We start from the raw sequence: 13964 nt of genomic DNA, 5'->3' as shown, positions 1-13964 counted from the left end.
TATGGGCGCGGGCGCCGTCTCGATCAGATGGAGCAGAGTCCAAGCCAGCCCGAGCGGCTCGAACCGGCGCACACCTTACGGTCGTCAGCGACGCGCTGGTGACGGCCTTTCCCATCCGCCTGTGCCGGGTGCGCCCGCTGAGCGCTATATGTCGGCCGACGGGATGGCACGGGGGGGGTCGGTCAGTCGGACCAGAAGACCTCGACGCGGGTAGCGTCGTCCCGATCGATGACGCACCGGAAGTCAGCGGCGCCGGCACCGACCCGACCGGCCTCGACGGAGTTCAGCGAATCGCGGATCGTGGCTTCGTACCCGGCGCCGTCCGACGGCTGCACCCGGAGCTCGAACTCGTAGACCGTGTCATCGTTGACGACCGATCCGGTGTCCTGGACCGATGACACGGCCGCGGTGCAGGCGCGGCCGTTGCGGATCTGCTCATCGCTGAGGTGATCGACGCCTATCATGGTGTCGATCAGCCAGAAGAAGCCGCCCATGCACCCGAGCACCCCGATGACACCCATGCCGATCGGAATCGCGAGCCGTTTCAACCGTCCTGCGCTCGACTGCGACACCGATATCGACCCTTCGCGTAGACCTGAACAGCCGTAGCGTAAACGATCACATCGGGCCCAGCCAGCACGACGACGAAGCCAACATTCTCCTGCACCGCGGCTGAATCAACAGCGACGTACAGTGCAATTGATTCGCTACTCGTATTGAATGGCAAGTGTCCCGCCCATGAAAGCTCGGTATCCCTGGCCGAAATATCGGACGCGCCTACGTGAGTGTTGGAGAGGGCTGTTTATCCGGGCGTGCTGGAACGTTCGGCGAGGTGGCCAGTGGCGTGATCAGCGGCAGGTGATCAACGGGATCCGGGGCGGATCGACACCGGTCCGAAGTGGCATGAGATCCCGGATCGGTACGGGCCCGCGAGGACGTGTGACGTTCGGTTCTCGCGGTGGGGCAGGACGGTACCGGGGCTCGGATCGAAAGATCGTTGCGTGCGTGGTGAGTATCGGCGGCCGGCTGACCGGTGCCGCGGGGAAGGCTTCGCGGGTAGTCACCGCGTTTCGCCGGGAAGCGCCGAAAACGTTCGGTGGGCCGCGGCTTGTCCACGGGCGGCGGTGGAAGCCCTGAGCCGTCGCTTCGCCCGAGGCCGCCGGTCTCAAGCGGGGTGGTTGCGGGCCAGGCGGAAGCCGACGTCGTCGAGGCTGAGGGTGGGATGGCTGCGGCGCCGGACCGAGGCGCGGCAACTCCATTTCTCGTCGAACCAGCCGCCGCCGCGCAGCACCCGGTAAGGGCCGTAGACCTCGGCGTCGTAGAGGTCCCAACACCATTCCCACACGTTGCCGAGCATGTCGAACAGGCCCCAGTCGTTCGGCGCTCGGCCGCCGACGGCGTGGGCCCGTTCGCCGGAGTTGCCGCGATACCAGGCGATCTCGTCCAGCGGGCCGTATCGAGGGCCGGAGGATCCTGCGCGGCAAGCATGCTCCCACTCCGCCTCGGTCGGCAGCCGGTAGCCGTCCGCGTCACGGTCCCAGGTGATGCCGGGATCCGCGACCTGCCGGTCCGACGGGAGCGGGGCGTTGCGGACCACCAATCCCGCCGGGGACGGCGGCGAATCGGGACCGGCGGCGTGCACGCGGTAGGCGGGAGTGAGGCCGTGGAGCGAGGAGAGAGCGTTGCAGAAGCGAATCGCGTCCCACCAGGAGATGCTTTCCGCCGGCAGGTTCGCGCCGCTCGAATCGCCGCCCGCCCTGGCGTAAGCGGATCGGGTGACGGGTGTTGAGGCGAGCCGGAAAGCCGCGACCGGCACGGTCCAGCGGCGCTCGGTGCGGCGATCGGTGAGGGTGACCTCGCCCGCCGGAACGGTGATCAGGTCGAGACTCAAGTCCACGGGAAAGCGATCCTACGGCTTCGCGGTTCATCGATCACGACGCGCGCCGCCGTCCTTGGGGGTACCGCCACCGACTTCGATACACGCCCTGGAGCAATGAAACAAAAAGCCGCGATTCGCGGGTGATCGGCGCGGAATCCTCGGCGCTTCAGCACAGATCTATCCGCCCTCCAGCCGCTCCAGCCGTTGCAGCACCGCCTGAGGCAGTTCATGTGCTTCCAGGCGGTACGGCTTCCACCGATCGTTGGACCCGTCCTTCATCGATGCGCTGAAGCGGTACCGGCCCTTGCTGTTCGGGTTGCCGAGGGTGCCCGCATAGACCTTGCTGGGAACGAGCCAGGCCTTCATCACGATGCCGTGGATCACATCGATCGCCACGAACAGCATGTCCAGGTTATCTCGCGGGACGAAGGTCTGTGACCGGACGAAGGCGACGAAGCCTTCGGATCGGATCCGCTTGCTGTCGGACATACGCGCTTTGACCTGAACGGCGAGCGTTCCGGTGGAGCCGCGCCGGTGGAACACGAGGTCGACACCCTCGTCATCGACGAGCGAGGTAGAGACATTGAGAGCTCCGCGTGTCGCGAGGATGCAGAAGGCGGCGACCAGGTGCTCGGCCGCCTTCCCCATGCGGCCGGCATCCGCTGACTTGAGCGTGTAGTCGTAGCCCGCTTCTTCGTCCACGCGCCCAACGTAGCGGCCTTCCCCGTGATCAGCGGCAACGCCTCTCCTGCCGCGATCCTCGTCTGCACGCTGACCGCAGTCGTCACCACCTGTTCGGCGACGACGGCCGCGGCCACGGGCCGTCCCACCGGCGGCGGGACGGCCCGTGGGCGATCACGGGTGGCCGGTCACGCGATGTCGATCGCGTCGAGCTCGGCGAAGTTCGCGCCCTTGCCGTACGAAATGGTGTTGTTCCCCGCCCGCAGAGTCACGGTACGTTCGCTGACCTGCCAGTTGTCCCAGCCGGTGACGGGATAGTCCACGGTGCCGGCGGCGGCGCCGTTGACCGACAGGGTGTGGCTGGCGGCGCCGGCGTCGGATCCGTTGGCGTAGCGGGTGTACAGCCGGTAGCTGCCGGCCCGCGGCACGTAGACGGTGAAGGTGACCCGGCTGTCGTCGAAGTCGATCCCGCCGACGACGACGCCGTTACTGGCGCCACCGGCGGCGTACCGGGCGTTGGCGCGGGTGAAGGTGGCGTCCTCGGCCTCGTACCGGACTTTGGCGCCCGCCACGATGGGGCGACTGCCCTGCCAGTCGAGCCGCTGCGAGTACATCGCCCGGTAGGTGAAGCCGGGATTCCAGCCGTGGAAGACGATCCGGTCCGTGCCGTCCGGCCCGACCACGACGTCCTGGCCGCCGGGGCCGCGGACCGAGCCGGCGAACGCGTCGGTGGTCATCAGCGGCGCGTTCGCCTTGGTGTACGGCCCGCGCAGGCTCGTCGACGTGGCGTAGCCGCTGAGGTAGCTGCCGTTGCCGAAGAAGTTGGCGGAGTAGAACAGCACGTACGTGCTGCCGTGCTTCCACAGCGTCGGCGCCTCGACGAGGGTGCCCTCGAACGGCTTGTTCTGCTTGATCAGTTCGGTCTCGGCGCCGGTCCGGCGCAGCCCGTCCGCGCTGACCTGCTGCAGGTGCAGCCAGGTGTCCTGCGCGCAGCAGTTGCCGTCGTTCTTCCACAGCATGTACCGCCGCCCGTTCTCGGTGAACGAGGAGGCGTCGATCGCGCCGCCCGTCTCCGGGGTGCACACCAGGCTGGTGTCCCGGGGCACGAACGGGCCGCCGGGCGCGGTGGCGGTGGCCGCGCCGATGCACTGCTTGCCGGAGGCGCGGTCGTGCGCGGTGTACCACATGACGTAGCTCCTCGGCCCGGTGGCGAACACCTCCGGCGCCCAGACGCCGTGGTCACCGGACCCGCCGGGCGGGAACGACCAGTCCGGGTCGGCCCAGGCGCCCAGCGTCGGCAGCGCGTCGCTGTCCTGCACCGACCAGGTGACCAGGTCGGTGGAGGTGGCCCACCTGATGTGCCGGCCGTCGCTGTTGGTGGCGTAGGCGTAATAGGTACGTCCGACCTTCATGACGTCCGGGTCGGCGAAGTTCTGATCGATGACCGGCCCGGCCGCGACGGCGGCCGCCGGCGTGACCGTGGCGGTGAGCAGGCCGGCGGCCAGGGCCAGGGTGGCGGTGACGGCCGCCGCCAGGCGCAGGGCGCCGCGTCCGGAACGGGACTGTGTCATGGGCTCTCCACTGAGTCGGGGGATGTTACATCATGGTGGTTTCCCGTGGATTTCTGTCAAGAGATGTTTGTCAATCACGGTCGTGAGCGCGCCGGCCCGGGTGGCCCGTCACCCGCGCCGGGCTCTGCCCGCCGAGGCGGGGCGGGCACGCCGCGGCGGCGGTGGCCTGCGTGCCCGCGCGCCGGGCTCCCGCGGTGGTGCGGCAGAATGCACCGCACCCGCCCGTCCCGGCCCGCACACACGGCGCGGAGCCATCGCACCGTCTCATCTCCAGGAGCACGCCATGCTGCTTCGGCCCGGCGTGCAGCGCGCGCTGATCGCCGCCGGACAGGTGCTCGGCCTGGCGGTGTGGTTCTCGGCCTCCGCCGTGGTGCCGGCGCTGCGCGAGGCGTGGCACATCAGCGCGGCCGCCTCGGTCTGGCTGACCGCCTCCGTTCAGCTGGGGTTCGTGGCCGGGGCGGTCACCTCGACCGCGCTGAACCTGGCCGACCGGGTCAGGGCGCACCTGCTGATGGCGGTGTGCGCGGCGCTGGCCGCCGCGTGCACCGCCGCGTTCGCCCTCGTCGTCGACGGGCTGGCCGGCGCCGTTCCGCTGCGCTTTCTCACCGGCGTGTTCCTCGCCGGCGTCTATCCCGTGGGCATGAAGGTGACCGCGTCCTGGACGCCTCCCGCCCGCCGGGGACTCGCCTTCGGCGTCATGATCGGCGCGCTCACGCTCGGCTCGGCCCTGCCGCACCTGATCCGCGGGATGGGCGCACTGCCGTGGCGCGGCGTGATGGGCGCCGCCGCCGGATGCGCGGCGCTGGGCGCGCTGCTGGCCGCGACGCTGGTCCGGGAGGGACCGCAGTTCGCCCACGGAGCGCCGGCCCGGCACCATCCCGGGTACGCCCTGACGATGTTCCGCGAGCGCGGGCCGCGGCTGGCGAACCTGGGCTATTTCGGGCACATGTGGGAGTTGTACGCGCTCTGGACCTGGCTGCCCAGCTTCCTCATCGCGGGCGCCGCCGCCCGGACCGGCCGCGACGACGCCGACGTCAGCCTCCTCGCGTTCCTGGCCATCGGTATCGCCGGCGTCGCCGGGTGCGTGGCCGGCGGATGGGCCGCGGACCGGTTCGGCAGATCGCCGGCCGCGGTCGCCGCCCTGGCTGTCAGCGGCGCCTGCTGCCTGCTCTCGCCACTGTTCTTCGCCGCCCCGCCCGGCGCGGTCGCGGTGCTCGGCGTGGTGTGGGGCGCAGCCGTCATCGCCGACTCCGGCGTCTTCTCCACCGCGCTGAGCGAGGTCGCCGACAAACGCTACGTCGGCACCGCGCTCACCGCGCAGACGGCCATCGGTTTCGCCCTGACCGTCGTCACCATCCAACTCGTGCCCGTGCTCGCCGAGGCCGCCGGCTGGCGCTGGGCATTCTGGCTGCTCGTCCCGGGTCCGCTGGTGGGCGCGCTGGCGATGCGCGCGTTCGGGCGCCGGCCGGTCCGCGCTTGACCGGCGAACGCCGCGCCGGGCGCGCCCGGGACGCGTGGTGGCCGCGCCCCGGGGGCGGTGTCGACGGCACCGGGCCTTGTCAGCGACTCCGCGCGGCGGCGTCGCTGAGCTGCGGCATCGCCTCGGCGGCGGGGACCGCGCCGGCCACCGGGGCGGCGGGGACCGCGCCGGCCACCGGGGCGGCGGGGACCGCGCCGGCCACCGGGGCGACGGGGACCGCGCCGGCCACCGGGGCGACGGGGACCGCGCCGGCTGGCGCGGAAGCCGGGACGGCGCTTGCGGGCAGGGTGAGGCCGAAACAGGCGCCCGGCTCGGCGGGCTCGTACCAGACCCGGCCACCGTGCGCGGCGGCCAGGGTGGCGACGATGGACAGGCCCAGCCCGGAACCGGCGACCGGGCCGGCCTTGGCCTGTTCGGCCCGGGTGAACCGGTCGAAGAGCTCGGGCACGAACTCCGGCGGCACGCCCGTGCCGTGGTCACGGACGCGCACCTGGACGCCCTCGGCGGCGGCGGTCGCGGACAGCACGATCGGCTCGGCGCCGTACTTGATGGCGTTGCGCACGTAGTTGGCCAGCATCTGCTGCAGCCGCAGCGGGTCCGCGGCCACGTACAGCTCCTCGGGGCAGTCCAGGCGTACGTCGGTCCGGCCGAACATGCGGGCGCACTCGCCGAGCGCCTCGGCCAGGTCGACCGTGGTGGGCGCCACGTGCAGTTCGCCGTGGCCGAGGGTGGAGACGGCGAGCAGGTCCTCGGTGAGCATGGTGAGCCGGTGGGTCAACGCGTCCGCGCGGGCGAGCATGTCGTCGACCTTCGCCGGTGGCATCCGGTCCCGGCCGTCCCGCAGGATCTCCACGATGCCGGTCAGCCCGGTCAGTGGCGTACGCAGCTCGTGGGAGACCACGGCCATCAGGTGGTCGCGCAGCGCGTCGGCGGTCTGCAGCTCGCCGTTGCGCTGGGCGAGTTCCACCGCGGTGGCGCGGACCCGCCGGTAGAGCACGGTCACCTCGCGCAGCAGGGCGCTGAGCACGACCAGTGCGGCGACCAGCGCCAGGACACGGGCGCCGTACCAGCCGACGGTGAACCTGGCCCGGGAGAACAGCGTCAGCACCACGTCACCGCAGGACGCGGCGACGGCGACGAACGCCCACGCCTCCAGCCCGCGGACGGTGTCGCGGCGGAACCGGGTGGCGCCCAGCACCAGCGCCAGCACGTTGATCCCGATGATGGCCGGACCGAAGCGCTGCGTCAGCACCGTGTAGTCCCCGTTGACGATGATCACCGGAATGTGGTCGTGGCCGGCGGTGACCAGCCACGTCACCGAGACGGCGGCGGTCAGCACGAGCGTCACGGCCACGGCGACCGCGCCCAGACGCCCGCGCGCGGTGAGCGCCTTGGCCCGGGTGTGCCAGCGTGGATGCCACGGCGCCATCGCGGCGCCGATCAGCAACGGCAGCCCGACGTGCCACGCCGTCCACAGCCAGGGGGCGCTGCTGGGCACCGCGCCCAGCAGCCCGGCCGGGGAGAACAGGCCGGAGAACACCAGCGCGTGCGGCACGATCACCGTCGAGGACCACAGGTACGCGGCGGCCAGCACCAGCAGCCGCGGCGACCCGCCCGCGGTGTACTGGGTGAACAGCAGAAACGCGGTCAGCAGGTCCAGCACCCACACCACGGCCAGAAAACCCGGCATGAAGGCGGGAACCTGACCGAGCTGCCGGCCGGCCAGCAGGTGGACGACCACCACCGCGAGCGGGATGGCGGCAGCCGCCACCAGCGGCGCACGACCCACCCGCGCGGTCACTCCGGGCACCACCCCGGTCGGAACAGGCGAAGTCACGGGCAGTCTCGATCGGCACGTCCACAGCGCAGTTGACCGAAAGCGGCCACCCGAGGCAGGTGACCGCAAGCGGCCACCCGCGCCCGCCGGATCTCCGCGCCCGGCCGTCCTGGAGCCGGACACCCCGTGCCTCTCCCACGGCCGGGCACGAGCAGCGTCGGCGCGGCGAAGCATCGCCATACAGGGCGAAGCAAGGGCAATATGAAAACGGTCAGAGAGTCATATGTCAGGATATCGTATGCCAGTTTCTCGCCGTGCTCTGCTCAGCGCCGGTCTGCTCGGTGTGGTGGCGCCGAGCCCGCCCCCGGGGCCCGGTCCCACCGCCGCCGACTGGCGAGCGCTCGCCGCCGGCCTCGACGGCACCGTGGAACTGCCCGGCACGGCCACCTACGAGCAGGCGCGACGACTGTTCTCACCACGATTCGACCACCTCCGGCCGCCGGCCGTCGTGCGCTGCGCGGGCCCGGCCGACGTCGCCGAGACGGTCCGGTTCGCCGCCCGGCTCGGACAGCCGGTCGTCACACGGGCCGGCGGGCACTCGTACGTCGGCGCCTCCACGACCGCCACCGGCCTGGTCCTCGACCTGCGGGCGATGAACGCGGTCCGCTACGACGCGCCGTCACGGACCGCCACGATCGGCGGCGGCGCCACGCTGATCGACGCCTACACCGCCCTCGGCGCGCACGGTGTCTCCATCCCGGGCGGCACCTGCGGCACGGTCGGCGTCAGCGGCCTGACCTGCGGTGGTGGCATCGGCGCGGTCACCTCCGCGTACGGGCTGACCTGTGACGGCGTGGTGGCCGCCGACGTGGTGACCGCCGACGGCCGGCGCCGCAGCGTCGACGCCGCCCGGGAGCCGGACCTGTTCTGGGCGCTGCGCGGCGGCGGAGGCGGCCAGTTCGGGGTGGTCACCTCGTGGCGGATGCGCACCCATCCGGCCGGATCGACGGGCACGTTCACGCTCGGCTACCCGTGGGCGGACGCCGCCGCGGTCGCCGCGGGCTGGCAGTCCCGGATCGCCGTGGCCCCGGACAACGCCTGGTCGGCGTGCCAGTTCACCGCCGAGCGCACGGGCGCGCTGTCCGTACGGATCGGCGGTTTCGTCCTCGACGGCGACGCCCGCGCCGAGGTGGCCGCCCTGACCCGGGCCATCGGCCGGGCCCCGGCGACCACGACCGTGACCAGCATGCCGCACCTGCGGATGCTCGCGGACCGGGCCGGCGACGCGGCCCGGAACACGCACCTGATCGGCAGCGAGATCTTCGCGCGGGCGCTGCCGGCCGCGGGGATCGCCGCCCTGCTGGCCGCGGTCCGCGGCCGCGCGGCCAGCCGCCGTCCCGGTCTGGCGAAACTCAAGCGGATGACCGGCGCCCCGGCGAGAGTCGCGGCGGACGCCACCGCGTTCCCGTGGCACGGCGCGCACAGCATGCTCCAGTGGCTCGTCGTCCCACCGGCGGCCGACGCCGCGTCGGTCGCCGACGGGTACGCGTGGATCGAGGCCGGGCACCGGGCCGTCGCGCCGTGGTCGTCCGGGCGGTACGTCAACTACCTGGAGCCGGACCCGATCGACCCGGCCCTCTATCACGGCCGGCATCTGGCCCGTCTGCGCCGGATCCGGGCCGCCGTCGACCCGGACCGGCTGTTCCGCGCCGCCTGCCCGATCTGAAGCGCGGTCACCGCCGGTGTCACGCCTCGCCCGGCGCTTCCTGCGCCGCCGCCGCGGCCCCGCTGCGACCCTCGCTCGCCACCTCCGCCCCGCTGCGGCCCGCCCTCGCTCCGTTGCGGCCCGCCCTCGCCCCGTTGCGGCCCGCCCTCGCCCCGCCCGCCCCGCTGCGACCCTCACCCCGCTGCGGCCCGCCCTCGCCCCGCCCGCCCCGCTGCGACCCTCACCCCGCTGCGGCCCGCCCCGGACCGGCACGGCCGCCGGGATAGGTATGCCTAGTCGTCCGGCGTGCCCCGCTTACGGCGTCCCGGCCGGCGAAGATAGGTAAGCGCTCCCGATGTGCCCACCTCCTTCCCGGCCGAGGATCGAGGCATCAGCGGTCGAGGAGGAGGAACACCATGGTGATGCACCCGGAGCTGATGCTCGGCCTGGCCCACGACCGGCACCGTGACCTGGTCGCCGAGGCGCAGCGCGCGCGCCTGCTCGCCGCCGCCCGGCTCAGCCGCCGGTCACGCAGGGCCGGGCAAGGGTCGGCGGTCCGCGGACAGCCCACCGGTACCCTGACGTCGTGCGAACCAGTCGCGGTGGCGCCAGCCCGGTGATGATCGGCCGGAAGCGTGAGCTGCGCCGGTTGGCGCAGCTCACCGCGGCGCGCGAGCCCGCGGTGGCGATCATCGCGGGCGAGCCGGGCATCGGGAAGACGCGGCTGGTGCGCGAGCTGCTGGCGATCCTGCCGGCGCGGACCGTGGTGCTGGTCGGCCAGGCGGAGCCCGGCTCGCTGTCCCGGCCGTACGAGGTGCTGCTGGACGCCGTCGACAACCACCCGGCGGTCGACGAGGAGCAGCTGGCCGCGCTCGCGGACCCGCGGCGCAGCCCGGTGGAGCGCCTGCACACCGGGCTGGCCGTGCTGAACGACCTGATCGGCGACTCGCCCGCGGTGGTCGTCTTCGAGGACCTGCACTGGGCCGACTCGGAGAGCGCGGCGCTGTTCGAGCGGATCGCTGACCAGCACGGGCCGCGGCTGCTCATCGGGACGTACCGGCCGGACGAGGTGACCCGCCGCCACCCGCTGGCCGGTCTGCTGGCGCGAATGGAACGCCGGCACGCGGTCACCCACGTACATCTGGATCGCCTCACCCCGTCGCAGACCGCGGCGCTGCTGGCGGCCGCGACCGGCGCGCCGGCGCCGCTGCGCGCCGCGACGGCGCTGCATCATCGCACCGGCGGAAATCCGTTCTTCCTGGAGGAGCTGCTGCGGGCGCTTCCCGGGTACGACGTGGAGGCGCTGGTCGAGCAGCCGCTGCCGTGGAGCCTCGCCGACGTGCTGCGCCGCCAGGTCGACGACCTCGACCCGGTCAGCCACCGCGTGGTCGAGGCGGCCACCGTGCTCGGCCACCGCATCCCGTTCGATCTGCTCGCCGCGGTGACCGGCACCGGCGAGGACGAGCTCATCGCGGTGCTGCGCGACCTGGTCACCCGCGGGGTGCTGGTGGAGTCCGGGGAGGACGAGTTCGCGTTCCGGCACGCGCTGGTGCCCGAGGCGATCGCCGGGCAGCTGCTCGGCCGGCAGCGCCGCCGGCTGCACGAGGCCGCCCTGGACGTGCTGCTGGGCAGTGGCGCCGCGGACCCGGCCATGGTGGCACACCACGCCCGCGGCGCCGGCCGGTACGACGACATGATCGCCGCGGCCCGCCGCGGCGCCGCGCTCTACCTGTCCATCGGCTCCGCCTACCCGGCCCTGCAGCTGGCGGAGATGGGGCTGGACGAGGCGCCCGACGACACCGGCCTGCTCGCCTCGGCGGCCCGGGCGGCGTGGCTGGCCGGGCTGCTCGACGACGCCCTGCGGCACGGCCGGCGCTGGCGCGACCTCGCCGGCACCACGACCGACCGGGCCGAGTCGCTGTACCTGCTGGTCCGCATCGCCTGGGAGTCGCGGGACACCGGCGAGATGCGCGCGCTGACGCACGACATCGAGACGCTGATCGCGCAGCTGCCACCCGGCGCGGACCAGGCCCGGGCGATGACCGCGATCGCGCAGTCGGCGTACCTGCGCGACGACCTCGATGCCGCGCTGTCCTTCTCGGAGCGGGCGCTGGCGCTGGCCGACGAGTTCGACCTGCCCGCGGTACGCCGGGCCGCGCTGCTCGAGAAGGGCTCGGCGCTGACCGAGCGCCCGCAGACCGCCGCCGAGGGCCGCAGGATCCTGCTCGGGGTCGTCGACGAGGCGGAGCGGGCGGGTGAGTGGGTGCTGGCCGCCCGCGCCCTCAACACCCTGGTGCACGGCGAGCCGCCGGCCTCGCCGGCCGAGCACGCCGAGACCCTGGAGCGGATGCGGGTCGACGCCGAACGCGCCGGTTTCGAGTCGCTCGCGGTGGCCACCTACTTCCAGGGCCGCGCCCGTCTCGCCTTGCGGGCCGGCGACCTGGACGCCGCGGTCACCGCGCTGGAGGAGGGACGCGAGCAGGACCGCAACTACCGGCGCCCGGGCCGCTGGGCCGACTACCACGGGGTCTTCCTCGCCGGGCTGTATCTGGAGGCCGGCGAGCTGGACCGGGTCGAGCAGCTGGTCACCGACCTGGCGTCGCTGCCGAACAACCTGCCGATCACGCTTCCCGGGCTCCGCTTCCACCTCGCCTGCCGCCGCGGCGACCTGCCGGGCGCCGAGGCCGCGCTGGACGAGGTGCTCACCGCGCTGGCCGGGCAGACCTGGCGCAGCGGCGAGCAGGCCCACGACCTGATCTCCGCCGCGCTCGCGGCGGGCCTGCCGGCGCACCGGCGCGACGAGCTGGCCGGCGCGCTGCTCGACGCCGACGTGTGGGACGCGCACCGGACGCTGGTCGACGCCCAGCTCGCCGAGGCGCGCGGCCGGCACGCCGAGGCGCTGTCCGGCTATCTGTCCGTCCGGGAGGCGCACATCCTCGGGCCGGCGACCCGCGGCACGGTACGGGTCAACGCCGCCCGCTGCCTGCTCGCCGCCGGCCGGCGCGCCGAGGCCACCGAGCATCTGGAGGCGGCCGGGCGGCTGCTGGCCGGGTGGCGCGGCTGGCGGGTGGAGCAGCTCGCCCAGGTCCGGGCCGGGCTGGGCCTGGCGCCGGTGGACGCGGCGGGCGCGGTCACCGGGCCGGCCGCGCTGACCCCGCGCGAGCGGGAGGTGGCGGTGCTGCTCGGCGACGGGCTGACCAACGCCGAGCTGGCCCGGCGCCTGTACATCTCGCCGAAGACGGCGGCCGTGCACGTCTCCAACATCCTGCGGAAGCTGGGCGCCGTGTCGCGTACCGAGGTGGGCGATCTGATCGGGCGGCGCTGACCGTCGCCACCGGGCTCAGCGAGGGCGGCCCGAGCCGGGCCGGAGGACGGGTCGACGACCCGGTCAGCCGGACGGCGTCCCATGCCGGCCGGCGACCCGGTCACGAGCGGACGCGGGCGGACACCGCGGCCCGGACCGCCGGGGCCAGCGCCGCGGCGATCACCGCGTAGCCCGCGCTCGACGGGTGGAAGCGGTCCGCGCTGAACAGGCCGGCGTCCCGGGCGAAGCCGGCCGCCGTCGTCATGCCGATCTCCGCGACGTGCGCACCCGCGGACACGGCCGCCCGGGCCTGCGCGTCGTGCAGCAGCTGGCTCGCGGCGCGTACCGCGGGGCGCATCTCGGCCGGCACCCACGGGACGACGCTCAGGTCGGGCGCGGGCGCGACGACCACCTCGGCGCCGGCCGCCCGCAATGCCCGGACGGCGTCGCCCAGCTGGGCGGCGGCCACCGGGGGCGGCACGAACCGGGTCAGGTCGTTGGCGCCGACGATGATCAGGGTCAGTGCCGGCGGCCAGGCGCTCGCCCGGCTCACCTGCGCGGCCAGGTCGCTGCTGCGGCTGCCCGGGACGGCGAAGACCCGGGCCTCGGCCGGTATGCCGTGCGCGGCCAGATCCGCCGAGAGGCGGGCCGCGACGGTGTCGGTGGAACGGGCGGCGCCCTGGCCGTAGGCGATCGAGTCGCCGAGAATCGCGAAGTTGAGCGTCACGCCGGATACAACCGCCCGGATACGTCGGATGTTTCCGAACCGTCCGCGCCCGGACCCGCCGGACGAGAGCCCACAAGCCGGTCCGGGCCGTCGGCCGCCGCGGGCACGGGCCGCCGGCCGGGACCACGAGCCGGCGCGGGCCGCCGGCCGGGCCTCGGTGCGGCCCGGCCGGCGGCGGTGGCGTCACAGCTGGGCGAGAATGCCCTTCATCGTGGCGATCTCCGCCTGCTGAGCGGTGATGATCTTCTGGGCCAGCGCCTTGGCCTGCGGATCGGCGCCCTGCGCGGTCTCGGTCCGGGCCATCTCGACGGCGCCCTCGTGGTGCTCGATCATCATGGTTAGGAACTGCTTGTCGAACTCGGCGCCCTTGGCGTTGTGCAGCGCGGTCATGTCCGACTCCGACATGCCGCCGGGCATGGCGTCGTGGTGCATGTCCCCCATCGTGTCACCGGCCGACGGCGCTGGCGCGCCCCAGGCGGTCAGCCAGCCGGTCATCGTGTCGATCTCCGGCTGCTGCGCGGCCCGGATCTGGCCGGCCAGCGCGGTGACCCGGGCGTCACCGGCACGCCCGTCGGCCATCGCCGCCATCTCCACCGCCTGCCGGTGGTGCGGGATCATCTGCTGCGCGAAGGCGACATCGGCGTCGTTGTGGGTGCCGGCCGCCGGCACGCCGGCCGAGGCGGTGCCGGTGGGCGTGGCCGTACCACCGTGATCCATGCCGGACTCGGTGCCGCCGCCGCAGGCGGCCAGCAGCACGGCCGCGCCGACCGCGGCGGCGGCCGCCAGCAGACCACGACGCCGACGGGAAACGGACCGGGCAGACGTATACATCATGACAGA

At 73.6% G+C, this 13964-nt stretch carries 11 protein-coding genes; 4 read left to right on the top strand and 7 right to left on the bottom strand.

Annotated features, from left to right (window positions below):
- Positions 1–182: 182 nt before the first annotated feature.
- The 4 genes from ACTEI_RS15455 to ACTEI_RS15440 form a co-directional block, all read right to left on the bottom strand.
- Positions 183–572, bottom strand: coding sequence for a hypothetical protein (locus ACTEI_RS15455; protein ID WP_145831066.1), 390 nt, complete (start codon positions 570–572; stop codon positions 183–185).
- Positions 573–1165: 593 nt separating this feature from the next.
- A complete protein-coding gene (locus tag ACTEI_RS15450) occupies positions 1166–1897 on the bottom strand; it encodes a formylglycine-generating enzyme family protein (RefSeq protein WP_372443303.1) in 732 nt (243 codons plus the stop codon).
- A gap of 159 nt (positions 1898–2056) precedes the next feature.
- Positions 2057–2581 (bottom strand): hypothetical protein, encoded by a 525-nt coding sequence (locus ACTEI_RS15445; RefSeq protein WP_203723803.1) that lies wholly within the window; start codon positions 2579–2581, stop codon positions 2057–2059.
- A 167-nt stretch (positions 2582–2748) separates the two neighbouring features.
- On the bottom strand, positions 2749–4131 hold the full coding sequence (locus ACTEI_RS15440) for a family 43 glycosylhydrolase (protein ID WP_122978307.1): 1383 nt from the start codon (positions 4129–4131) through the stop codon (positions 2749–2751).
- Between the two features lie 283 nt (positions 4132–4414).
- Between ACTEI_RS15440 and ACTEI_RS15435 the strand changes: the two genes are divergently transcribed.
- A complete protein-coding gene (locus ACTEI_RS15435; RefSeq protein ID WP_122978306.1) occupies positions 4415–5611 on the top strand; it encodes an MFS transporter in 1197 nt (398 codons plus the stop codon).
- A gap of 79 nt (positions 5612–5690) precedes the next feature.
- Here the strand turns inward: ACTEI_RS15435 and ACTEI_RS15430 are convergent, their stop codons facing one another.
- Positions 5691–7448 carry a sensor histidine kinase gene (locus ACTEI_RS15430; RefSeq protein ID WP_164465968.1) on the bottom strand — a complete coding sequence of 586 codons (1758 nt, stop codon included), beginning with the start codon at positions 7446–7448 and terminating at the stop codon, positions 5691–5693.
- 238 nt (positions 7449–7686) lie between these two features.
- On the opposite strand from ACTEI_RS15430, the gene ACTEI_RS15425 reads away from it, so the two are divergent.
- The 3 genes from ACTEI_RS15425 (at position 7687) to ACTEI_RS15415 (ending at position 12418) form a co-directional block, all read left to right on the top strand.
- Entirely contained in the window at positions 7687–9114 is a 1428-nt protein-coding gene (locus ACTEI_RS15425; RefSeq protein ID WP_164465967.1) for an FAD-binding oxidoreductase, read from the top strand.
- A gap of 395 nt (positions 9115–9509) precedes the next feature.
- Positions 9510–9713, top strand: a complete 204-nt coding sequence (locus ACTEI_RS15420) for a hypothetical protein (protein WP_122978303.1) — start codon at positions 9510–9512, stop codon at positions 9711–9713.
- The gene (locus ACTEI_RS15415) at positions 9680–12418 is read left to right on the top strand and encodes an AAA family ATPase (protein WP_239082664.1); all 2739 of its coding nucleotides are present in this window, start codon (positions 9680–9682) and stop codon (positions 12416–12418) included. Before ACTEI_RS15420 ends, ACTEI_RS15415 begins: the two co-directional genes overlap by 34 nt.
- Before the next feature lie 100 nt (positions 12419–12518).
- On the opposite strand, the gene ACTEI_RS15410 is transcribed toward ACTEI_RS15415, so the two are convergent.
- On the bottom strand, positions 12519–13124 hold the full coding sequence (locus ACTEI_RS15410) for a GDSL-type esterase/lipase family protein (protein WP_122978301.1): 606 nt from the start codon (positions 13122–13124) through the stop codon (positions 12519–12521).
- 183 nt (positions 13125–13307) lie between these two features.
- Positions 13308–13958, bottom strand: a complete 651-nt coding sequence (locus tag ACTEI_RS15405; RefSeq protein WP_122978300.1) for a DUF305 domain-containing protein — start codon at positions 13956–13958, stop codon at positions 13308–13310.
- Positions 13959–13964 lie beyond the last annotated feature (6 nt).

Origin of the sequence: Actinoplanes teichomyceticus ATCC 31121, from assembly GCF_003711105.1 — a bacterium.
GTDB lineage: Bacteria > Actinomycetota > Actinomycetes > Mycobacteriales > Micromonosporaceae > Actinoplanes > Actinoplanes teichomyceticus.
Note: the sequence above shows the minus strand (reverse complement) of the source record. Positions and strands in the feature narration are given on the sequence as shown.